Below are 21,214 nucleotides of genomic sequence, written 5' to 3'. Positions count from 1 at the left end.
TCTGGAGCTGTGGAGCGACAGCGTAGAAGAGGGGGTCAGTCAGCCAGTCATGAAACAGGTTACCGTTTGCATCAACCATCGCGCCAACCCCAGTCAACCCTCTTGCGAGGCGAGGGGGGTGGCGAAGCCCTGGCGCAGTGGCTGGAGCGGGAGGTTTCGGCCAGAGGGTGGGATATCGAGGTTGATCGTTTTGAATGTCTGGGACGTTGCAAAGATGGTCCGGTTATCAAGCTCTCTCCGGGCGGAGGCTTTATCTGCGAAGTTACTCCGGACAGGCTGAACGAAGTACTGCCGCAGATCGAAGCATTCCTGGAGGCTGCCGATTAAACCGCACGCTATCCTTAAAATGGGGCAGGTAGTTCAAACGCCATTCGTTTTTGGCTGAGCGGATGGATAAAGCTGAGGCGCTGAGCATGCAGCATCAGTCGTTCACCCGCCTCTCCATAGAGCTCGTCACCAACAATCGCAGCATTCAGCCCATCGCGGTGTGAGGCATGAACACGCAGCTGATGGGTCCGTCCGGTATGTGGATAAAACCAGATGCGGGTGGTTTCACCCTCCCGCCTGATCACCTGCCAGCGGGTTGTTGCAGGCTTGCCATATTCAAAGCAGACAAGTTGCCGTGGTCGATCGTCAAAGTCGACACGCAGGGGCAGCTCGATCATTCCCTCAGAGTGCCCCGAAAGCGGCCTTGATAACAGCGCCTCATATCGCTTTTCGACACTGCGCTGAATAAACTGGCGCTGCAGGGATTTGTTGATACAGAGGTTTTTTGCCACCAGCAACAGGCCTGAGGTGGCCATATCCAGTCTGTGCACAAGTCGCAGCTCAGGATTGTCTGGATAGCGCTGTTGCAGACGGTGGTAAACAGAATCCTTTATCTCCATACCGGGCGCCGACATCAATCCTGCAGGTTTGTTGATCACCAGCAGGGTCTCATCTTCATAGACAATTTCTGGCTCATCGGCATCAATGTTCTGACCGTAACAGGGCTCGGGTTCAACCTTAAGGCCGCGTAACATAAAGGGCAGAATCGGCCGGCACTTGCCGCGGCAGGCCGGATAAAACTGTCCGTGGTGTCTGACTCCGCTGGAGGGGGAGGCTCCCCACCAGAATTCGGCCATGGCCAGGGGTTGCATCTGATGACAATGGGCATAGTGAAGCAGCTTGGGGCCAGCGCAATCCCCGGCTCCGGCCGGAGGGGTGGCATCGGCAAAAAAGTGGGTGATGGCCTTCTCTTCATGAAGAGGGTTGTTGAGCAGGTAGGATTCAAAAAACTGCTGATGCAGCCGGCGTGACAGTTCGCTTCGTTGATCTTTTATCTCTCTTATCCGCTGTTCAATCGCATCCAGTGGCTGCTGCAACTGCTGCACACTTTTATCCCATTTGGCTCTGGTGTTGGTCGCTTCGCGTTTATGATGCTGACTGGCCAGCGCCAGTGCTTCCATCTTTGCCAGCCGTTCGGCTTCCGGAAGGGCTGCAAGCGCCTGCCGTTCTGACTTTCTGGCTTCTCTGGCCCGAATATGGCGCTGCCTCAGTTCAGACAGTGCCATGTCACGCTGCTGCTGCAGAAGTGCTACCTCCCTCACAAGGGTGGCGTGCTCTTCAGAGGCCTCCAGTTTTTTCAGCTCTTCTGTCAATTCTGCCAGCTGCCTGTTTCCGAATGATAATGCGCTATCCTCTCCGGCCAGTTCAAACAGCTGAGGAACGAACCCCGGGTGCTGCCACCTGCCACCCATCATGCCTGAAAAGGCACTTAAATATCCGATGGCGCCATCCACATCCCGCACGACCAGCACGCCGAACATTTTTCCGTGAAGCTGAGGAGAATAACCGCCAGGCCAGCAGCTCTCCGTCGCAAGCTGCTGCTGAAGCAGCAGGGCTGCATGCCGGGCCAGCGGATGTGGTCGGCTTGAAAAAGGGGAGGGCATCACTTCCGGAACATCACCTGCAGCCGGGGGTGTGGGAAAGAGGGAGATCAGCTTATTGCGTCCTGCGTTCTTCATGGTTCGCAACGCTAACCGGTTTTCCGCATTTCGAAAAAGCTACTGTTATGTTTGAGGTGTCGGGATAGTGGTTTCTTCTCTGAGCAACTAGCTCCTTGTCATCCACGGAGAAGATGTATTCAAAGCAGAGAAATATTGTCATGGTTGCACTGTAGAAGAACCTCTTCTTGGTGTTGACGCGAGGTGTTTACAATATGAGGGAAGTTACAATTTCAAGTGAACCGATCGAACTCAATAAATTGTTGAAGTACGAAAGCATGGTTGCCAGCGGTGGTGAAGCAAACCAGGTGATCACTGAAGGGCAGGTGCGGGTCAATGGCCAGGTGGAGACCCGCAGAAGGAAAAAGATCGTTGCCGGCGATATCATTGAGTATCGCTCCGAAAAAATCCGTATCCGGCTTGCATGAGGCTTTGCGTGGTTTATCTGCTTCTGTAAAGCAGCGGCATGGCCCTATTTGGCCACTGTAACCTGCATGCTGTTGGAGGGCTTGGAAACACCGCTGCTGTTTCTGGCGATCACCCGGTAGTGCCAGACACCTACCTCCGGATTATCACTGAAAAGCGGCAGTTTTGCGACTGCATCACCGTAAAATATGACCGGAATTGCATCGGATATGTCACTGGCAATGGTCTGCCAGTCGCCGTCATCGCCATGTTTGCGCTGAACATCGTATGAAACTGCGCCAGCTGAACCTTTCCAGTTGATCTCAGCTGGTTTTTCAACTGGCAGGAGTGCAGGGGCTTCGGGCAGAGGTTCCGGTGGAACCGGCAGCCCCTGAATGGTGTAAGCGCCCTTTTTCAGCGTGGCAATCACCCCGGCTTCATCAGCCGGCAAGGTGGAGGGGAAGCCGGGATAGTGCAGCGAATCGCTGGCGCCATTGAAATCAGAGTGGTAGTAGAAGCCACCCTGTTCGGTGCGGAAACGCAGCGACCACGCTAGGCAGCCTGCGGCCCCGGAGTCGATGGTGCGCCTGACGATATCTCCGACAGTGAATGCCTCCGAGGGGTTGAACTCACCATAGAAATAGGCCTTGCCGGCTTTTGCCGCAGAGGCGGCGAAGTCGGTGAACTCAGCATCGGTATAGTGAGTGGTGACGATGTCGATATTCTTGTCCTGCAGTGAAACGTCGGGAATATGCTTGTGTCCGCCATCGATGATCAGATGGTTCTGGTCATGCTTTTTGATAAATGCGGCCATCTCACTGATCCAGTCGGGGCTCGCTTTGTCGATCTCATTGCCGAGTTCCCATGCCATGATAGTCGGATCGTCCCTGTATTGAATGCCTGTGATCGTGTTTTTGCGCTTCAGCAGCCAGCTGATAAATTTTTTAAACTCTGATCTGGCCTTTGCATCGTTCCAGAAGTCAGCTGTGCCTGCCAGCGCTGCCCACTCTGCAAAGCCGCCAAACCATGCCCAGTTATCAACCAGTGGAATGATCACCCGGACACCTTCGGCCGCTGCAATGGCGAGCCCACGGTCGACATCTTTGAACAGCTCCTCGTTGTAGCGAATGCGGCCATCCTTGTCGGCATAAATATGCGCCAGGTCGCCCGCAAGGTTTTTGCCACCCTCAACCGAAAAGGTGTAGGAACGGAACAGCTGTCCACCAAGGCGTTTGACTGCTTTGACAGCATCGCGCTGCTCAAATTCAGTGACTCTGTGCCACTTGTGTCCCTGTTGGCCGGCACGATCCTCGAGAATAAAGTAGTTGGGGATATTGACCGAAATGAAGCGGAATGGCTTGTTGCCATCGAGAAGGGTGCTGTCATCGCGAGAGATAAAATGATCAAAGGCCATGGCATGATTGAGCGGAAGCAGCAGCGCGAACAGCATCAGGAGAGCCGAAGGGGTTGTAAGGAGTTGTCTGTCGAAGAATGCTCTTATCATCGCTGTTTCTACTTATAGAACATAACTGACCATTGTCCACTGAATGCGCGGCTGGAAAGAGCTATCCTGGTTGCTTCCTGTGTCATGGTATGGGGGGTCAATGTGCTTCAGCCTTCTGTTTGTTTGACACAGTCACGGCTGAAAATCCGGTACTGCTGCTTGCCGGAGCTCTTGGCCAGGTACATGGCCGTATCCGCTTTCTTGACCAGATCATCCGCGTTATTACTGTCATCTGGAGCGATGGCAATGCCGATGCTGCAGCCAATATTACATGATATTTCAGCAGCCATGGTAGGGTTGCTGAAACGGTTAAGTATCTTCTCGGCAACCTGAATGATGTCTTCAATGTTGTTCAGGTTCTCAAGGATGATGACAAACTCGTCGCCGCCAATGCGTGCTACGGTGTCGGAGTCACGTACCATATCTCCCAGCCGCGTGGCGATAACACAGAGCAGCGCATCACCGATGTCGTGTCCATGGTTGTCGTTCACAGCCTTGAACCCGTCGATATCTATAAACATGAGTCCGACCTTGTGGTTTTCACGAACAGCATGAGTCAGTGCGTGCTCCAGCCGGTCGGTGAACAGGGTTCTGTTCGGAAGTCCGGTGAGCTGGTCGTGATGTGCCAGATGCGACAGCTTCTGTTCCAGGTTTTTCTGTTCCGAGATGTCATTAAATATACTGACGAAGTTGGTTAGCTCTCCAGCTTCATTGCGCAGTGCGGTGATCGAGAGCCATTCTGGATAAATATCACCGTTTTTGCGCCGGTTCCAGATTTCCCCGGCCCACATCCCATCGCGAAGCAGGGTTTCCCACATGTTGCGGTAGAAGTTTGCCGACTGTTTTCCCGATGAGAGGATGCGCGGATTGTTGCCAATCACCTCCTCTCGGCTGTAGCCGGTAATCTCACAGAATGCCGGATTGACCAGCACGATATTGGCTTTGTCGTCGCAGACCAGGATGGCGTTGGAGTCGCTCTCCATCACCTTGGCAGCCAGAATCAACTCTCGTTCGGTTCGTTTCTGTAGGGTGATGTCACGTCCGGCATGGATAATATGAGATGGCTTTTGCGAATCGTTTTGCATGACTGACAGGGTAATCAGCACTGGAATCTCATGGCCATCGTGATGAAGAAAGTTGCGTTCAATGCTCTTGATTTCATTCTCTTGCAACAGTTTCTGACGCCCAGGGAGCGTCAGCTCCTGTCCACCTTTGATCAGTTCATCGATCGGTTTTCCGAGCAGTTCATCCATTGAATAACCCAGGGTGGTCAATACGGCAGGATTAGCAAACTCGATACGCTGCTCCATATCAGTGACGAATAGCATTTCACCCATTGAACGCATGACTGTTTCAAAATACTCCCTCGACACGGTTGTACGGTTCAAGGCATCTGTCATATGGTTGAAAGACTCTCCGAGCCTGCCTATTTCGGTTTTGTATCTTGTTTCCACTCTGGTCTGAAGGTCGCCATCAGCAATGCTCGCAGTTGCTTCAGCAATACTCTCCAGTGGTGCAAGAATCTGTCTGCGAATGAATATGAAGAGCAACAGTCCAATGACGAATGCAACCGACAGGCCGTAGATGATTGTGTCTTGCAGTGCCTGAGCGATCCGATCTTGTGCATGAGCAACCGATGTAGTGACACGGAGTACGCCACGAACAGGGGATTTGTCATAGCCGTGGCAACTCATACAGGCTTCGCCGGATTTGATCGGAAGCAGGAAGGTAAGCTCAGCGCGCTCCTCATCCAGGCTGCTGAACGACTTGCCCCGCAACGGTTCGGCAAAAGCGTCGCTGTCGATATCTGATATTTTACGAGTGGGAAGCAGTGGGCGATTGAATGCATCGGAATCAAGAAAGCGATTAACCTCAGCAATGGTATGACCATCCCGAAAGGCCTCACTCTGATCTTTGCGGAGAACCTGCACAGAGAGAAGCTGCGGGCTCTCCGAGACACGCTCTATCCAGTCGATGGCGAATTCAGCATTACCTGAGAGCATAAGGGTCTGCAGGCTGCGGGAGAGGCCATCGGCCATAAAGGAGGCGCGCTCTACCTCCTCTTCATAGATCGAAGACTTCTGATTGTTGAACAGCAGGAACTGACTGACAGCAAGGGTCGACAGCAGCACCAGAATCAAGGTGATCTGGAAACGGGTGTTGAGCCGGTTAAGCCAGCGTATCCTGTTCGGTTTCGAAATACTTTTTTTCAGAGCCCTTCCCCTGATTCGTGCTGTTCTCATATAATACTATCGGCAACATACAGGAAACCATGAGTTTGAATATAGTTTCACGGAGTTAGGCGCGGTTATCGAGTTCTGAGCAACAGAAGAGACAATAACGCCCACTTCATGACCGCTGTGACCGGTGTGTTGAATATCGATCGCGTTGTTATGGTTTATATACCCAGCCATCTTTGATGCCGTATTGGGATGCCAGCTTCTGCCTGTATAACTCGGCTGTCTCCTTGTCGGGGAAACCGCTGATGCGGATACGGTACTTGAGGGTCTTATCAATATAGAAGGGGCTGATCTCGGCCGGAATCTCGAGCGCAATCAGTCGATCCCTCTCTTTTGCGGCCGCCTCTTTGTCCTCCATGGACATCAGGTTGACAGCCCAGCCGGTAACCGGTGCAGTTGTCGGTGCCGGGGATGGCTCTTTGGTGAGAGTTTCTGGAGAGGGCTCTGAAATCACCCTGCCGAATTTCGAGTCGATACGCTTGGACTGCATCTGCAGCGAACCTTCCAGATGCTCCTGTTGCGACTCCAGTACACGTACACGCCTGTTCAGCTCCTGGGTAACCTCAAGATAACGTGCTTCGCTCCGCTCTGCTGCTGCTTTGAGCAGTGCTTTCTCCTGCTCCCAGGTGGATGTGTCGCTGCTGGCGAAATGGAGAAGCATGGCTGCTGATGAGATCAGGATAGCGATGATCGAAAGAGCAGCGGATAGCTTGCCGCCTCCTGCCTGTTGCAGTGGTTCGCTATCTTTTTCCGGTTCAACCTCCGGCTCCGGAGCGTAAGGTGCACGCATTACCGGCTCACTGCGATAAGGGGCAACCGGCTCCATCTCCGGGATGGTACCTGTTTCCGGCACGTTTCCAGTCTCACTTTCTACCCCAAAAGGGGAAGATTCAGGGTGATCAAAGTCGATATCCACCTCATCCAGGGATGTTTCACTGGCAAACGGCGTGGTCCAGGTGAAGGTGTCATCATTCGTGTCTTGATCGGCGCTGTTGTTGGGATCCAGCTCTTTTTCCATCTTGTCACTCATCGTCAGTGCTCCCGACTAGGATATACTTTTATTGTAGCGAAAACCTGGCCATTCGCGAGCAGGTGTTACGCCCCGTTAGCTGCCCGTGTTGATCGACTCCTTCATTGCGGCGACGCCCGTCTCGCCGACCCAGCCGCTGCTGGCATCGGGGAATGCATCGGCATAGGGGAGATAGGGTTTGATATCGAGCACAGGAGTACCATCGAGCATGTCGTGGCCCTGGATATGCAGGGTGCGCCCCTCGACCCTGGTCAGACGCACTGCCGAAAGTCCGATGCTGTTAGGGCGGTGCGGGCCACGTGTGGCGAATAGACCGCGACGCACCTTGGGACCGCGGGGTGGTGTGACGGTCGGATTCCAGCCCTGGTTCAGATGCATCCAGTAGATCACCCAGATATGGGAGAAGCCATCAAGATCCTTGACCGCCTGGTCGAGGTTCATGCCGTCGTTAAGTTCAATGGTTGCAGACTGTGGATCATCCAGCGAAGGCTGACGCGGTACGGCAAAACGCTCACGATAGCTACTGTGCACGACGCCAATCGGCTGCATGGTGATCTCAAGTTCACTACTTTCTGAATGCGAGAAATCGTCCGTGTAGTTTTTTGGAGGGGTGCCTTTTGGCGGCTTGCGTCCCCAGCCCGGTTCGGCAGGGGAGGCCGGTCTCTTTTTACTCATGCCGTTTCGGGTTCCTGCTCACGTACCACCAGCTTGCCAGCTTCGCAGTCGATGGTGGCAATGCCGCCTTTCTGTAGAGCACCGAAAAGAATGGCATCGGCCAGAGGTTTTTTGATCTGCTCCTGGATCAGCCGCGCCATTGGCCGGGCACCCATCAGCGGATCGTGGCCGTTGCGGGCCAGCCAGCGCTTGGCTGCATCGGATACGTCGATCTCCACCTTTCTCTCCAGCAGTTGCGCTTCGAGTTCGATCAGCAGCTTGTCCACCACATGAAGGATCACCTCTTCGGAGAGCTGTGAGAATCCGATTATGCTGTCCAGCCGGTTGCGGAACTCGGGTGTGAAGATGCGCTTGATCGCATCCTCATCCTTGCCCTGCTGTGGGTTCGGATTAAAGCCGATAGAGCCCTGCTGGATCTCGAAGGCACCGGCATTGCTGGTCATAATCAATACGATATGACGGAAATCCGCCTTGCGTCCATTGTTGTCGGTCAGGGTGCCGTGATCCATGACCTGCAGCAGCAGATTAAAGAGGTCCGGATGCGCCTTCTCGATCTCATCCAGCAACAGGACCGCATGAGGGTTTTTGCTGACCGCTTCAGTAAGCAGGCCACCCTGATCGAAACCGACATAACCAGGAGGTGCGCCGATCAGGCGGGAGACGGTGTGCGACTCCATATATTCGGACATGTCAAAACGAATCAGCTCCACGCCCATAATGCGCGCCAGCTGGCGTGCAACCTCGGTTTTCCCCACACCTGTCGGGCCGGTAAAGAGGAATGAGCCGATCGGCTTTTCGGGGTGTGAAAGGCCTGCTCGTGAGAGCTTGATGCTGGCAGAGAGCATGTCGATCGCTCTGTCCTGACCGAAAACAGAGAGTTTGAGGTCGCGATCAAGATGAGCCAGCCGTTTTTTGTCGGATGCGGATACCTGCTGCTGCGGGATGCGGGCCATCGTGGCGATCATCGATTCGATATCGTGAACGTTGATCTGAGTGCGCCGTTTCTCTTCGGGGCGAACGCGCATGGCCGCACCAGCCTCATCAAGCACATCAATGGCTGAGTCGGGAAGATACCGTTCATGAAGGTGACGCTTGGCGAGTTTGGCGGCCTGTTCTATGGCTGCCTGGCTGTAGCGCACGTTGTGGTGCTCCTCAAATCGGGACTTCAGCCCTTTCAGGATGTCGATTGTCTCTGCAATACTCGGTTCCGGCACATCGATCTTCTGGAAGCGGCGGGAGAGCGCGCGATCCTTCTCGAAGAGGTTGCGGAACTCCTGATAGGTGGTGGCACCGATGCAGCGCAGTTCACCGTTCGCAAGTACAGGTTTAAGCAGGTTGGAGGCATCCATGGTGCCACCACTGGCGGCACCGGCACCGATAATGGTGTGAATCTCGTCGATAAAAAGGATGGCATGATCCTCTCTCTCCAGTGCGTGCAATACTGCTTTAAGCCGTTCCTCAAAATCGCCTCGGTATTTTGTGCCGGCCAGGAGTGCACCCATATCGAGCGCATAAACCGTGGCATTGCGAATCACATCAGATGTTTCACCCATCGCGATTTTCAACGCCAGGCCTTCGGCAATGGCTGTTTTTCCTACACCTGCCTCACCGACCAGGAGCGGGTTGTTTTTTCGACGACGGCAAAGGGTCTGGATGCAGCGGTCAAGCTCGATTTTGCGACCGATCAGTGGATCGATCTTTCCTTCAGCAGCACGCACGGAGAGATTGATGCAGAAGCGTTTAAGTGGCGATGCGTTGGAGTCGCCCTGTTCGTGTTCAATAGCCGGCGTGTTCCTGCCCTGCTCATCCTGAGCAGGCTCGTCGCTGTAGGCTCCGTGGGCGATAAAGCTGACCACATCGAGTCGGGTGATGCCCATGCGATTAAGAAAATGGACAGCGTGCGAATCCTTTTCGGAGAAGATAGCCACCAAGACGTGGCCACCATTTACCTCATGTTTTCCCGATGCCTGTACATGCATGACTGCTCGCTGAATTACACGCTGCAGACCAATGCTGGCCGTGGTTTCACCGGCATCATGCGGCAGGATTGCAACATGGTCCCGGATAAACCCTGTAAGTTCCTGACGCAATTTTTCGATGTCGGCACGGCAGCCGAGCAGTACACCGAGCGCATTGGGGTTATCCAGCAGACCGAGCAGGAGATGTTCAACAGTGACAAACTCATTCCTGCGAACATGTGCATTGTGGAATGTTTCGTTCAGTGTCTCTTCAAGCTCTTCACTCAATATTCCCATGGTCACATCCTTGATCCGATTTCAGCACCATCCATGTGCATCATTCATCGTCCATCCAGTAGTTCATACACTGCAACAGCAATAACTGTGCCGTCAATATTGTCGCTGCGCCGACTCTATAATTATAGCACGAAACTATTCGTCCGGTTCGCGCTCCATGATGCAACGCAGAGGGTGGCCACCACTGCGACTGGCAGCCTCGACCTGATGTATCTTTGTCTCAGCAATACCCCTTGGGAATACGCCACATACGGCACTTCCCTGCAGGTGAATTTGCAGCATCAGCGTGTTGGCCGTCTCTTCCGATTTATGGAAGTAGCGCACCAGAATATCAACCACAAAGTCCATCGGGGTAAAGTCATCGTTAAGCATAACCACAGAATACATGGGGGGTCGTTGCAGTTGAGGTTCGGTCGTTTCTGCATCAGGCTTATGCACTATTTCCGGCATATGGATATCGCTCATGGCAGCGATGTTAGCGGGCTGGAAAATTCTTCCAAGGGATAAGCGACACGGATCGACCTGTCTCTTGGAAAACTCTGACAAGAGGAGCGAACAGATGGCAGAACTGAAATGCATCCTGTGGGATGTGGATGGAACTCTGGCGGACACCGAGCGTGATGGGCACCGTGTAGCTTTTAATATGGCTTTTGACGAGGCGGGACATGCGCGTGAATGGGATGTGCCAACCTATGGTGAGTTGCTGGAGGTGACCGGCGGCAAGGAGCGTATCAAGTTCGATATCGAGCGCGGCGGCATGCCAGATATGGAGCATGAGGAAGTTGCAGGATTGCATGCGCGCAAGACCATTCATTACCAGAGTCTGATTGCCGAGGGGCGCATTCCACTGCGACCGGGTGTACGCCGTCTGCTGGAAGAGGCTTATGAGGCTGGTATTACTCTGGGTGTGGCCACGACCACCACGCCTGCAGCACTTGATGCCCTGATCGAGCACTCGCTCGGCAAGGAGTGGTTCGACCGTTTTGCCGTGCTGGCTGCGGGTGACATCGTACCGGCCAAGAAGCCTGCCCCCGACATCTACACCTATGCGATGGAGCAGCTTGGTGTAAATCCTGAAAACACACTGGCTCTCGAGGATTCCGAAAATGGCTGGAAAGCAGCCAATGCTGCCGGGCTCAAATGTGTGGTAACGGTGAACGATTATACCCGAAACCATGATTTCACCGGCGCTGACCTGGTGGTGTCCGAGTTGGGCGAGCCGGAAGGCGAAGCAGTCGAGGTTCTGCAGGATTTACACACACTCGATGTTCACCATGTGAAACTGAGTCACCTGAAAGCGATCATGCATGACTGATCCTATCGCACTCTTCGACACCCACTGCCATGTCGATTTTTCGCATTATGCGGATGATCGTGACGCCATGTTTGAACGTATGGCGGCAGCGGGGGTCGAAGGGTGCGTTGTGGTTGGTGTCGATTTCAGCCACATCAATGATCTCAGGGCACTGTCCGAGATGCGCAGCAATGTCTGGTTCAGTGTGGGCGTGCACCCCAACCATGAGGTGGAAGTCGAACCCTCCATCAAGCAGTTATGCGAACTGGCCGCTCATTCACGCTGCGTGGCGATCGGTGAGACCGGCATGGACTTCTTTCGACATCATGTGGCGCCTGAAGTGCAGGAGCAGCGTTTCCGAACCCATATCCGGGCGGCAAAGGCCATGCGTAAGCCGGTCATTGTGCACAATCGCGATGCCGACAGTGAATCGATCCGTATCCTGCAGGAAGAGAACGTATCGGAATGCGGGGGTATCATGCACTGCTTTTCGGCCGATATGGAAACAGCCAATGCAGCTATCGATATGGGTATGTCGATCTCCTTTTCAGGCAATGTAACCTTCAAACGAAATGAGGAGCTAAGGGAAGTGGCGGCGATGGTGCCGGACGATCTGTTGCTGGTAGAGACCGACGCACCCTATCTGGCGCCCGTGCCTTTTCGCGGTAAACGCAATGAGCCGGCATATGTGAAATATATCGCCGAGTGCATTGCCGGGGTGCGGGGTGTAACGCTCGCTGAGCTTGCTGCCCGGACCACCCGCAATGCAAGAGCACGTTTCGGAATCTGAGCCGTAGCCCCATCGCCAATATGGAAACTCCTGCCGTTTGAGGGTGCGGGAGAGTTGAACTATACTTGTTATTAGACGGGGCAGGGATTTGACTCTTCCGCACGGTTGTTCTGCAGGCTGGTGAAACCTCCGTTCGGTTGTCGCCTTTTCCGGAGGTGTTTCATGCAAAGGCTTCTTGGTGATCAACTTAGGGACAACCAGCTTGTCACTGATAAGCAGATTGAGCAGGCGCTTGAAAAACAGAGGCTGCACGGGGGCAGCCTTGGTAAAAACCTTGTTGATCTTGGCTTCCTTGCCGAGGAAGAACTCGATGCATTTATAAGCCGCAGACCGCAACCACCACAATCAATTGAAGAGACCGGATTAAGACGCTCATTTATTGTCGATCTGGTCATCAAGCATCTCTCTACGCTAGGCGATTTCACACTGGAGGATGTTGTGGATCGGGTGAAACTTCCGGCAACAGTTATCGATGAGGTTCTGGAAGAGCTTCAGCATAAGAAGCTGATAGAGGTTATCGGGTCATCCGGATTTGGCAGGCTCTCCAATCGTTATGTGCTGACTGATCATGGGAAAACCCGGGCACAGACCCTGATCAAGAGCTCGCACTATATTGGCCCTGCACCTGTCTCACTGGATGCCTATCGCCGAATGATAGAGATGCAGCCGGTGCAAAACATCAAGGTGAGGGCATCTGATGTAGAGGAGTCATTTTCACACCTGGTCATCACTGACGATCTGCGAGCCCGGCTGGGTCCAGCTGTCAATTCCGGCTGCGCACTGTTTCTTTACGGCCCTTCAGGTAATGGCAAAACGTCGATTGCTGAAACCATTGCGAACATGATGCCGGAGACCGTTTATATCCCCTACGCAGTTCTTGTCGATGATGATGTGATAGTTCTCTACGATCCGGTGACGCATGTGGCAGTCGATCAGGAGGAGCCGGAGAGTGATGCCCGCGAGGTAATGAGGCATGATCTTCATGATTCGCGCTGGCTGGAGATTGAGCGCCCGATTGTGATGACCGGTGGCGAACTTGTTCTTGATATGCTTGATCTTGAATTCAATCCGATTACCCACTTTTATCAGGCACCGCTGCAGATGAAGGCGAATAACGGCATTTTCATTGTCGATGATTTCGGTCGCCAGCAGATGAACCCGCAGGATCTGCTCAATCGCTGGATCGTGCCACTTGAACGGCATACGGACTTCCTCTCGCTGAAGAGCGGCATCAAGTTCGAGATCCCATTCGATCAACTGGTCGTTTTTGCCACCAATATTGAGCCGAAAAAACTTGTCGATGAGGCCTTCCTGCGGCGTATCCGGTATAAAATCAAGATCGATCATCCAGCCGAGCATGAATTCAGACAGATTTTCAAAAGCGTTTGCGAATACAATGGCATTGTCTATCGGAAGGAGATGGTCGATTTTCTCTTAGAGCGTTTCTATCGGCCTACGGGAAGGAAGCTTAATGCCTGCCATCCACGCGACCTGATCAACCACATCATCGACTATGCCGAGTTTAACGAGCATAAGCCTGAGCTGACGGAGGCAAGTCTGACAGCTGCCTGGAACAGCTACTTCGTAGATATGTAGGGGGCTCTCTGCAGCGTAAATTGAGGGCAGGGGCACAGTAGACTATACTGGAAGTACCCTGGCTCGGGTTGCTGATGATGCCGTTCGGCCACTTTGAGTATCAATGGAGTCGCCGTGGAGGTGAGAGATGGAAAGACTGCTTGGAGATCAACTCAAGGACAAACGCCTGCTGACCGATGATCAGGTAAAACAGGCGCTTGAAAGACAGCGTCTGCATGGTGGGCGTCTGGGCGACAACCTGGTTGCACTTGGATTCCTGAGCGAGGAGCAGCTGGGGTCATTCTTCCATCGCAAGCCCCATTCACCTGACTCAATCGAGGATACCGGGCTCAGGCGTACGTTTATCGTTGACCTTGTCATGAAGCATCTCTTTACACTGCGTGAATTCACGCTGCATGATGTGGTTGAGCGTTTGAAACTTCCCACCCCGATTATAGATGAGGTGCTGGAGGATATTCAGCGCCACCAGATGATCGAGGTGAAAGGGTCATCCGGCATGGGGCGGATGACCTATAGATACACTTTGACCGACCGTGGAAAGGCTCGTGCACAGGAGCTGCTGGGTATTTCCCGCTATGCGGGTCCTGCACCAGTACCGCTCTCCGTCTATCGGCGCATGATCGAGGTACAGACAGTCAAAAACATTCTCGTGGAAGAGTCATCGGTTCTGAAGGCATTTTCTCATCTGATCGTCAGCAATGAGCTGCTGACCCGGCTGGGGCCGGCCGTAAGCTCCGGTCGTGCCCTGTTTCTCTATGGGCCACCTGGAAACGGTAAAACAGCGATTGCCGAAACCATTGCCAGGGTGATGCCGGAGACGGTCTATATCCCATACGCGGTACTGGTCGATGATGATGTGATTATGCTTTACGATCCGGTGACGCATCGGGCTGTGGCACAGCAAGGGTCGCCGGAGAATGAACTGATCAAGCGAAATCTGCCTGATGCCCGCTGGCTGGAGATTGAACGGCCGATCGTGATGGCAGGCGGCGAACTCGACCTCTCCATGCTTGATCTCGAGTTCAATCCGGTTTCCCGCTTTTATCAGGCTCCGCTGCAGATGAAAGCCAATAACGGTATCTTTATTATCGATGATTTCGGGCGCCAGCAGATGGATCCGCAGGATCTTCTTAACCGCTGGATTGTGCCGCTGGAACGTCACACCGACTTTCTCTCTCTGCAGAGCGGCATGAAGTTCGAGATTCCGTTCGATCAGCTGGTGGTCTTCTCCACCAATCTTGAACCCAAGAAGCTGGTGGATGAGGCGTTTCTTCGCCGTATCCGCTATAAAATCAAGATCGATCATCCGACCGAGCAGGAGTATGAGAAGATCTTCAGGGCCGTCTGCGATGCCAACGGAGTGGAGTATAAGCAGGAGATGCTCACTTTCCTGATGGAGCGCTTCTATCGACGTTCCGGCAGGCCTCCGAATTCCTGTCACCCCCGGGATCTGATTGATCACATCATCGACGATTCGCACTACCATGGCCATAAACCGGAGCTTACAGAGAAGAGCCTGACCGCGGCATGGGAGACCTATTTCGTAGAGTTGTAGTCAATTACAATACCGTAGCTGCTGGCTGTCGCAGCAGTCATTACGCGCGTTATCCGCAAGCGTTAATTAAGAGCGTTATTGGACTTATTCTCCCCTGAGACGCTTGATAAATACGCACCCGTAGACTATAGATATACAAGCCGTTGATGGCTGGGGGAAGTGATGTTTGAGTTAATGAGCGGGCAAGATGCAAAGGCTGCATTGAAATTTCTATTTAATGCGGCACTCGATATTGAGGTGGAAACTGATCATCAGAAATTCATTGATAAGGTACTGTATCATGCAAGGCTGATATTTAATGCATCGGCTGGAAGCATCTCTCTGATCGACGGCGAACATCTTCAGTTCATGACGCTGCAGAATGATGAAATTGACATCACTCAGCTTATCGGAAGCCATCGCAGGATTCCTCTTCGTAAAGACAGTATTGCAGGCTATGTGGCGGTCACTGGCAAAATGCTTCATATCAGTGACCCATACAATCTGCCAGAAGGTGTTCCATACCGCTTCAATTCAGCCGTTGACAAGAAAACCGGATTCAGAACCGAAGCGATTCTGGCTGTTCCTCTGCGCCATCCCTCGGAAGGGGTGATCGGAACGCTCGAAATTTTGAATCCAAGGGAGAAGATATTTCATGAGCTGAATATTGGCATCGCCAAGGGTTTTTCATCGATTGCTGCTGCGAATATTGTCAGTAAGCGTCTTCAGGGGTCATTAAAGAATGCCTATCTGGAAACCCTGGCGCGACTGGGCCTTGCCGCTGAGTATAAGGATGAGGACACATTCCAGCATATCCAGAGAATCAGGCACTCATCCAAGATTATTGCGCGTCATCTGGGGTTTTCTGAGGAGGAGCAGGAGAATATTTTTCATGCGTCAGCCATGCATGATGTTGGAAAGGTGAGTATTCCGGACGGGATCTTGAACAAAAAAGGCAAACTTGATGCAGAGGAGTGGAAAATCATTCAGACCCACCCGGAAAAAGGCGCATCGATACTGGGGGGATCCGACACAGAGATACTCCAGATGAGTGAACAGATTGCCAGGTATCACCATGAGAAGTGGAATGGGAAGGGGTATCCCGAAGGGCTGAGGGAGGAGCAGATTCCGCTGGTTGCCAGAATTGTTGCGGTTACCGATGTATTTGATGCGCTTGTGCAGGAGAGACCCTACAAAAAAGCGTGGCCATTGCAGGATGCTCTCGACCTGATACAGAGAGAGCGAGGCGAACACTTTGATCCAAATGTGGTGGATGCCTTTTTTGCCTGCCAGAAAGAGATCGTCAATATCCAGCGGGAGAACGGGACGATTGTTGAATAATCGGCAGGGGTAGTCCGCCTCGATACTATTTGACTGCGTAAACCTGAATGGGTTGTGATTTGCCATGCACGTGTGTTGTCGGCATCGCTTCAACTGTCAACGATCCTTCCATGGCTTTGGCGATATCCTCACTGATCAGAATATCGGTTCCCCATTTTTTGTTCAGCCCCTCAATACGCGAGGCCATGTTTACCGTATCGCCGATGACGGTGAACTCCATGCGCTCCCGGCTACCGACACTGCCGGCCACCATTTTTCCGCAGTGGAGCCCCATGCCGATTCGGAGTGAGTGTTTGCCAGCTGCTTCCTGCGTGAGGTTGAATTCGTGCAGGGCATGTCGCATCTTCAGGGCTGCCTGAACTGCATGGTTGATATGATCGGGTTGTGGTGTCAGTACGCCGAACACAGCCAGCAGGCTGTCACCGCCGAATTTATTGATCCAGCCACCTTCCTCCTTGATGGTGGGTTCAACGACCGAGAAGTACTCATTGAGTATGGCGACAACCTCTTCGGCTGACATCGTTTCGGACATGGCGGTAAAATCACGGATATCCGCGAACAGCACGCTGGCATTGACCTCTTTGCTGTTGAAGCTGGTGCCGTTCTGCATGACATCATCTGCAAGTTCCCTGGCCACATAACGGCCAAATGCATCACGCAGCCGTTCACGCTCCATCAGTTCATTGACCATCCGGTTAAAGCGCCTGTAGATGTCGGCAAACTCATCCGTTGTTCGCTCAACCAGCGAGATGTTGAGATTGCCTTCCTCCACTTTGGACATGGCATCGGAGAGCTCGGTTACCGAGTCGCCTGCCTCATCTGCCATGCGCAGAAATATCAACAGAGATATAACGAAACCCACGGTCACCACCAGAAGCATCCAGCCGACCATGCCGGGAACAAAACCGAGCGCGTCGTCGTAACCAAGCTGCAGCAGAAATTGGCGGATATCGATCAGCATGGTGGTGCCGAGAATGATCATCGGGGGAAGTACCACAAAGGTCGATACAAACAGCAGCTTACGCCTCATGTCGAGGGGGATAACCCTGTTTCGCTGTTCGGGTGAAAGATCGCCACACACCTTGTGAGCCATCCTGACAACGTGAAACATGATGCCAGCAACAGCATAATATTCGAATATTGCGTGTGCGATACCCATCATGACGGCAACCAGCAGGGCAACCATGGCCTGCCATAGCTCTAAGCCGAATCCCATAAAGAGGTTGGCAATAATCGCCATCAATGAGAAGGCGACTGCAAATGCGGGTGCCTGAAAGAGGAGAATGCGTCGCACAGAATAGATCTGAAAATTCTTGGCCTGAATAGTTGCCGCTGCAGCCATATCGCTATCAGCCTCAACCTCAGGCGCTTGCAGAAAACGCCGGATCGGAAGGAAGTCGCGCCGCATGGTAATCCGGCCGGCAAAATACATGGCCACCCCTCCTGCTGGCAGGATCAGGAATAACCCCAGAAGCTGCTGATATGTGGTCAGCGAGAGGCCGAAGTAGAAGAGCAATGCACCAATGCAAATGGGCCAGAACGCGCCTGCGATACAGATGCCCCGTAGTTCCTGATATACATCTTCAGCCGGTAAGTCGTTGTAGCTGACATTAAAAGGCCAGAAGAATCTTCGAATAAACTCCATGAAAATCCCTTCCCGGTAACTTTCCGCTGTATCTCCGTTAACTCAATTATAACAGGAAGTTCAATGATTGTTAGCGTTTGGTATGTTGCTCTGAAGCATCTGGCGTGTTCCTTCAGATGGCCGAATAGATTTCGAATGGCTCGAACTTGGGGCGGGCTTTTTTTTCTGCTATAAACATAAGAGTGCCGGCTTTGCGTCATTCTGGCCGGCAGTCAGGGAAACAGTGCAAGCTCTATTTATTACAGACACAGCTTGCTGCCGGGGGGGCAGGGAATCATGATTTCAGTGAGCAAATTATTCTTTTTGCAGAAAACTGTGTTAAGGGCTGTGGTATTGCTGCCACTGGCGGCCGCGCTGATTTTTTCCGCATGTGCAAAGCAGGAGCAACCGGCCGAGGCGAAGCTTCCCGTACCGGAAGTGTCGGAAAGTGATAAGCGATTGATCGAATCCCTGCCGGAAAAGACGCTGACATTTAATGATATCAGACCGGTTCTGGAGAAGCGCTGCATCGTCTGCCACGGCTGTTACGATGCCCCGTGCCAGCTCAAGCTCTCTTCGCATGAAGGTGTTACACGTGGCGCCAACAAGCTGAAGGTATATAACAAAATGCGCTTTTCCTATCAGGCGCCAACCCGCCTGTTTATTGATGCCAACTCAACCGAAGCGTGGCGTCAGAAGCAGTTCTTCAGTGTGCTGAACGATGATGGAAATCATTCGGCGGAGGAGAACCTGAAACGCTCACTGCTGTATCAGATGCTCAACCTGAAGCAACACTACCCGATGCCTGATTCCGGCCCATTGCCGGCGGATATGGATATCAGCCTTGATCGCGAACAGGTCTGCACACGGCTTGATTCGTTTGGCGATTTCGCCGACAAACACAGGAACTGGGGCATGCCTTATGCAGTGCCCAACCTTTCCGAAAAGGAATATAAACAACTGGTGCAGTGGCTGGCGCAGGGTGCACAGCCATCAGAAGAGACAAGGCCATCTGCCGAAGCGGTAGCTCAGGTCAGGAAGTGGGAGGCTTTTTTCAACGGCAGTAGCCTGAAGGAGAGGTTGGTAAGCCGATATATCTACGAACATCTGGTGCTTGGCCATCTCCACTTCGAGGGGACAGGACGCGAGTTTTACCGGCTGGTGCGTTCGCGAACTGAAACCGGAGCGATCGCCGAAATTCCATCGGTACGACCCTATGATGATCCGGAGGGGTCGTTCTATTATCGCCTGAGGCTTTATGATGCGAGCATCGTGGAAAAGAGCCATATCGTCTACGAACTATCGGATGCACGCATGGCCCGTTACCGTGAACTGTTCCTGGAACCGGACTATAAGGTGACGAAACTGCCGCCCTATAATCCACCCGAAGCATCGGATAAAGGCGACAGGTTTTGGGTCAAAGTGAAGAAGCTGTTCGGGCTATACGATGATAAAATGCTTACGCCCTTCACCATCTTCAGGGAAATCCCTGCCCAGGTTCGTTACCAGTTCCTGCTTGATGACGCGCGCTTCTTTATCAATGGCTTCATCAAGGGGCCGGTCTGCCGCGGTTTGAGCGCACTCAGTGCGATCGAGGATCACTTCTGGCTCTTTTTCCTGAAGCCTGAAAATCCGCCTGCACCGTACAGTCAGCATGGCCTGGATGGTGAATTCCTTGCCGACATGGACCAATACCTGCATCTGCCCACGGAACTGGCTGATACAAGTCGCCTGTTTGCAGGCTGGATCAAGTATTGGCCCGATGAGCAGAAGTATATGCAGGCCAAGCTTGATTATTACAGGAGCCAGAAGCTGCCACGCCTTGCGTTCGACAAGGCACTGGATGATTTTGTCTGGAACGGCGTGAACATGGAAGGAGAAGCCAACAGGAATGCGGCGCTAACTGTGTTCCGCCACTTTGATAGCGCTTCAGTTCACTACGGGATGCAAGGAGGAACCCCGGAAACAGCCTGGTTTATCGATTATCCTGTGTTTGAGCGCCTGCACTATCTGCTGGTGGCGGGGTATAACCCGTTTGGCACCCTCGGTCATCAACTGGGCGCACGCCTCTATATGGATTTTATGCGCATCGAAGGGGAAGACAACTTCCTCTACTTCCTGCCCATGGATGACCGTGAGCTGCTTTACTATTCGTGGCATAAACTACGCGGAAAAACTTCGCCCGAACAGCGCAAGGCGACCCGTGCATGGCTAAAGGTGGATTCGGTAGGCGGATACAGTACGCAGCAGGAGCAGCCACCTGCAAACGACGAGCAGAAGATGGCGAAAGCGAAGCGCTCCAGGGACGAGCTTTTCAAAAATCTGAAACAGCATCTTTCAGCAGTCGAATCTGAATGGAGCAGCCCAGGCCGCAATGAGCGAAGTCAGTGTGCTGACGCAGCCAGCGATCGAGCTATGCAAAGGGTGATCGATAGCCTGCACAATAAAGTGCTGAAGAATTTCCCTGAGGTGTCATTTGTCAGGGTGAAAGGGAGCGTTCACACGTGCGATCGTGCCTACACCTTGATTCGCAACAAATCGTATAGGGAAGACAGCTTTGCAAAGCCGGGACAGCGCTCCGTGGAGGCAATGCAGGAGGATACGTTTACCCTGATCAAAGGGCTTGCCGGCTCTTATCCCAACTTTTTCTTCGATCTGAATCTGCAGGAGCTGGATGCGTTCGTTGCCGCCAGTGAAGAAGCACGCACCGAACTGGATTACCGGCGTGTGTTGAACCGCTACGGCATAAGGCGTAGTAACCCTGAATTCTGGGAGATGTCCGACTGGTTTCAGGGGCAGCATGTCAGTGCGCAGCCGGTTGAAGCAGGCATTCTTGATCTGAGCCGTTACATGGATCCACAGCCGGAGGATGCCAGCCCGAATCCCTGATTCTGCGCACCGGCTGTTGCCGCTAATGCTGATTCGATGGAAACGGCGGTGA

Annotated in this window: 16 protein-coding genes; 8 read left to right on the top strand and 8 right to left on the bottom strand. The window is 53.0% G+C overall.

Annotated features, from left to right (window positions below; translation table 11 throughout):
• The first annotated feature begins 9 nt into the window (after positions 1–9).
• Positions 10–327 (top strand): (2Fe-2S) ferredoxin domain-containing protein, encoded by a 318-nt coding sequence (locus tag Ga0123462_RS07015; protein WP_157821303.1) that lies wholly within the window; start codon positions 10–12, stop codon positions 325–327.
• 14 nt (positions 328–341) lie between these two features.
• Here Ga0123462_RS07015 and Ga0123462_RS07010 read toward each other — a convergent pair whose 3' ends face one another.
• Positions 342–2,006, bottom strand: a complete 1,665-nt coding sequence (locus tag Ga0123462_RS07010; protein WP_100265652.1) for an RluA family pseudouridine synthase — start codon at positions 2,004–2,006, stop codon at positions 342–344.
• Between the two features lie 194 nt (positions 2,007–2,200).
• Here Ga0123462_RS07010 and Ga0123462_RS07005 point away from each other — a divergent pair, with 194 nt between their 5' ends.
• Entirely contained in the window at positions 2,201–2,413 is a 213-nt protein-coding gene (locus Ga0123462_RS07005) for an RNA-binding S4 domain-containing protein (RefSeq protein WP_100265651.1), read from the top strand.
• Between the two features lie 44 nt (positions 2,414–2,457).
• On the opposite strand, the gene Ga0123462_RS07000 is transcribed toward Ga0123462_RS07005, so the two are convergent.
• From Ga0123462_RS07000 to clpS, 6 genes are all read right to left on the bottom strand, one after another.
• Entirely contained in the window at positions 2,458–3,840 is a 1,383-nt protein-coding gene (locus tag Ga0123462_RS07000; RefSeq protein ID WP_157821302.1) for a cellulase family glycosylhydrolase, read from the bottom strand.
• 161 nt (positions 3,841–4,001) lie between these two features.
• The gene (locus tag Ga0123462_RS06995) at positions 4,002–6,137 is read right to left on the bottom strand and encodes a diguanylate cyclase domain-containing protein (RefSeq protein ID WP_100265649.1); all 2,136 of its coding nucleotides are present in this window, start codon (positions 6,135–6,137) and stop codon (positions 4,002–4,004) included.
• A gap of 148 nt (positions 6,138–6,285) precedes the next feature.
• A complete protein-coding gene (locus tag Ga0123462_RS06990; protein WP_100265648.1) occupies positions 6,286–7,164 on the bottom strand; it encodes an SPOR domain-containing protein in 879 nt (292 codons plus the stop codon).
• 75 nt (positions 7,165–7,239) lie between these two features.
• The gene (gene tsaA, locus Ga0123462_RS06985) at positions 7,240–7,839 is read right to left on the bottom strand and encodes a tRNA (N6-threonylcarbamoyladenosine(37)-N6)-methyltransferase TrmO (RefSeq protein WP_100265647.1); all 600 of its coding nucleotides are present in this window, start codon (positions 7,837–7,839) and stop codon (positions 7,240–7,242) included.
• Positions 7,836–10,094 (bottom strand): ATP-dependent Clp protease ATP-binding subunit ClpA, encoded by a 2,259-nt coding sequence (clpA, locus tag Ga0123462_RS06980; protein WP_198507311.1) that lies wholly within the window; start codon positions 10,092–10,094, stop codon positions 7,836–7,838. Before clpA ends, tsaA begins: the two co-directional genes overlap by 4 nt.
• Before the next feature lie 135 nt (positions 10,095–10,229).
• Entirely contained in the window at positions 10,230–10,559 is a 330-nt protein-coding gene (gene clpS, locus Ga0123462_RS06975; RefSeq protein WP_100265646.1) for an ATP-dependent Clp protease adapter ClpS, read from the bottom strand.
• Positions 10,560–10,653: 94 nt separating this feature from the next.
• Here clpS and Ga0123462_RS06970 point away from each other — a divergent pair, with 94 nt between their 5' ends.
• The 5 genes from Ga0123462_RS06970 to Ga0123462_RS06950 all read left to right on the top strand — a co-directional run bounded on the left by Ga0123462_RS06970 (position 10,654) and on the right by Ga0123462_RS06950 (position 16,649).
• Positions 10,654–11,409 carry an HAD-IA family hydrolase gene (locus Ga0123462_RS06970; RefSeq protein ID WP_100265645.1) on the top strand — a complete coding sequence of 252 codons (756 nt, stop codon included), beginning with the start codon at positions 10,654–10,656 and terminating at the stop codon, positions 11,407–11,409.
• Positions 11,402–12,178 (top strand): TatD family hydrolase, encoded by a 777-nt coding sequence (locus Ga0123462_RS06965; RefSeq protein WP_100265644.1) that lies wholly within the window; start codon positions 11,402–11,404, stop codon positions 12,176–12,178. The genes Ga0123462_RS06970 and Ga0123462_RS06965 overlap by 8 nt, the downstream gene beginning before the upstream one ends.
• A gap of 162 nt (positions 12,179–12,340) precedes the next feature.
• Positions 12,341–13,774 carry an ATPase gene (locus Ga0123462_RS06960; RefSeq protein WP_100265643.1) on the top strand — a complete coding sequence of 478 codons (1,434 nt, stop codon included), beginning with the start codon at positions 12,341–12,343 and terminating at the stop codon, positions 13,772–13,774.
• A gap of 127 nt (positions 13,775–13,901) precedes the next feature.
• Positions 13,902–15,329, top strand: coding sequence for a P-loop NTPase family protein (locus Ga0123462_RS06955; protein WP_100265642.1), 1,428 nt, complete (start codon positions 13,902–13,904; stop codon positions 15,327–15,329).
• Between the two features lie 162 nt (positions 15,330–15,491).
• On the top strand, positions 15,492–16,649 hold the full coding sequence (locus Ga0123462_RS06950) for an HD-GYP domain-containing protein (protein ID WP_100265641.1): 1,158 nt from the start codon (positions 15,492–15,494) through the stop codon (positions 16,647–16,649).
• Positions 16,650–16,674: 25 nt separating this feature from the next.
• Here Ga0123462_RS06950 and Ga0123462_RS06945 read toward each other — a convergent pair whose 3' ends face one another.
• Positions 16,675–18,294, bottom strand: a complete 1,620-nt coding sequence (locus Ga0123462_RS06945; protein WP_100265640.1) for an adenylate/guanylate cyclase domain-containing protein — start codon at positions 18,292–18,294, stop codon at positions 16,675–16,677.
• 285 nt (positions 18,295–18,579) lie between these two features.
• Here Ga0123462_RS06945 and Ga0123462_RS06940 point away from each other — a divergent pair, with 285 nt between their 5' ends.
• A complete protein-coding gene (locus tag Ga0123462_RS06940) occupies positions 18,580–21,162 on the top strand; it encodes a fatty acid cis/trans isomerase (protein WP_198507310.1) in 2,583 nt (860 codons plus the stop codon).
• The last annotated feature ends 52 nt before the right edge of the window (positions 21,163–21,214 follow it).

Origin of the sequence: Mariprofundus ferrinatatus, assembly GCF_002795825.1 — a bacterium.
GTDB lineage: Bacteria > Pseudomonadota > Zetaproteobacteria > Mariprofundales > Mariprofundaceae > Mariprofundus > Mariprofundus ferrinatatus.
Note: the sequence above shows the minus strand (reverse complement) of the source record. Positions and strands in the feature narration are given on the sequence as shown.

Bases quoted from the DNA above. Each gene is read 5' to 3' on its own strand.
- clpS (WP_100265646.1), bottom strand. From the start codon at position 10,559: ATGAGCGATATCCATATGCCGGAAATAGTGCATAAGCCTGATGCAGAA.
- Ga0123462_RS06950 (WP_100265641.1), top strand. From the start codon at position 15,492: ATGTTTGAGTTAATGAGCGGGCAAGATGCAAAGGCTGCATTGAAATTT.
- Ga0123462_RS07010 (WP_100265652.1), bottom strand. From the start codon at position 2,006: ATGAAGAACGCAGGACGCAATAAGCTGATCTCCCTCTTTCCCACACCC.
- Ga0123462_RS06960 (WP_100265643.1), top strand. From the start codon at position 12,341: ATGCAAAGGCTTCTTGGTGATCAACTTAGGGACAACCAGCTTGTCACT.
- Ga0123462_RS06955 (WP_100265642.1), top strand. From the start codon at position 13,902: ATGGAAAGACTGCTTGGAGATCAACTCAAGGACAAACGCCTGCTGACC.
- Ga0123462_RS07000 (WP_157821302.1), bottom strand. From the start codon at position 3,840: ATGCTGTTCGCGCTGCTGCTTCCGCTCAATCATGCCATGGCCTTTGAT.
- Ga0123462_RS06970 (WP_100265645.1), top strand. From the start codon at position 10,654: ATGGCAGAACTGAAATGCATCCTGTGGGATGTGGATGGAACTCTGGCG.
- Ga0123462_RS06995 (WP_100265649.1), bottom strand. From the start codon at position 6,137: ATGAGAACAGCACGAATCAGGGGAAGGGCTCTGAAAAAAAGTATTTCG.
- Ga0123462_RS06965 (WP_100265644.1), top strand. From the start codon at position 11,402: ATGACTGATCCTATCGCACTCTTCGACACCCACTGCCATGTCGATTTT.
- Ga0123462_RS07005 (WP_100265651.1), top strand. From the start codon at position 2,201: ATGAGGGAAGTTACAATTTCAAGTGAACCGATCGAACTCAATAAATTG.
- Ga0123462_RS06945 (WP_100265640.1), bottom strand. From the start codon at position 18,294: ATGGAGTTTATTCGAAGATTCTTCTGGCCTTTTAATGTCAGCTACAAC.
- Ga0123462_RS06990 (WP_100265648.1), bottom strand. From the start codon at position 7,164: ATGAGTGACAAGATGGAAAAAGAGCTGGATCCCAACAACAGCGCCGAT.
- clpA (WP_198507311.1), bottom strand. From the start codon at position 10,094: ATGGGAATATTGAGTGAAGAGCTTGAAGAGACACTGAACGAAACATTC.
- tsaA (WP_100265647.1), bottom strand. From the start codon at position 7,839: ATGAGTAAAAAGAGACCGGCCTCCCCTGCCGAACCGGGCTGGGGACGC.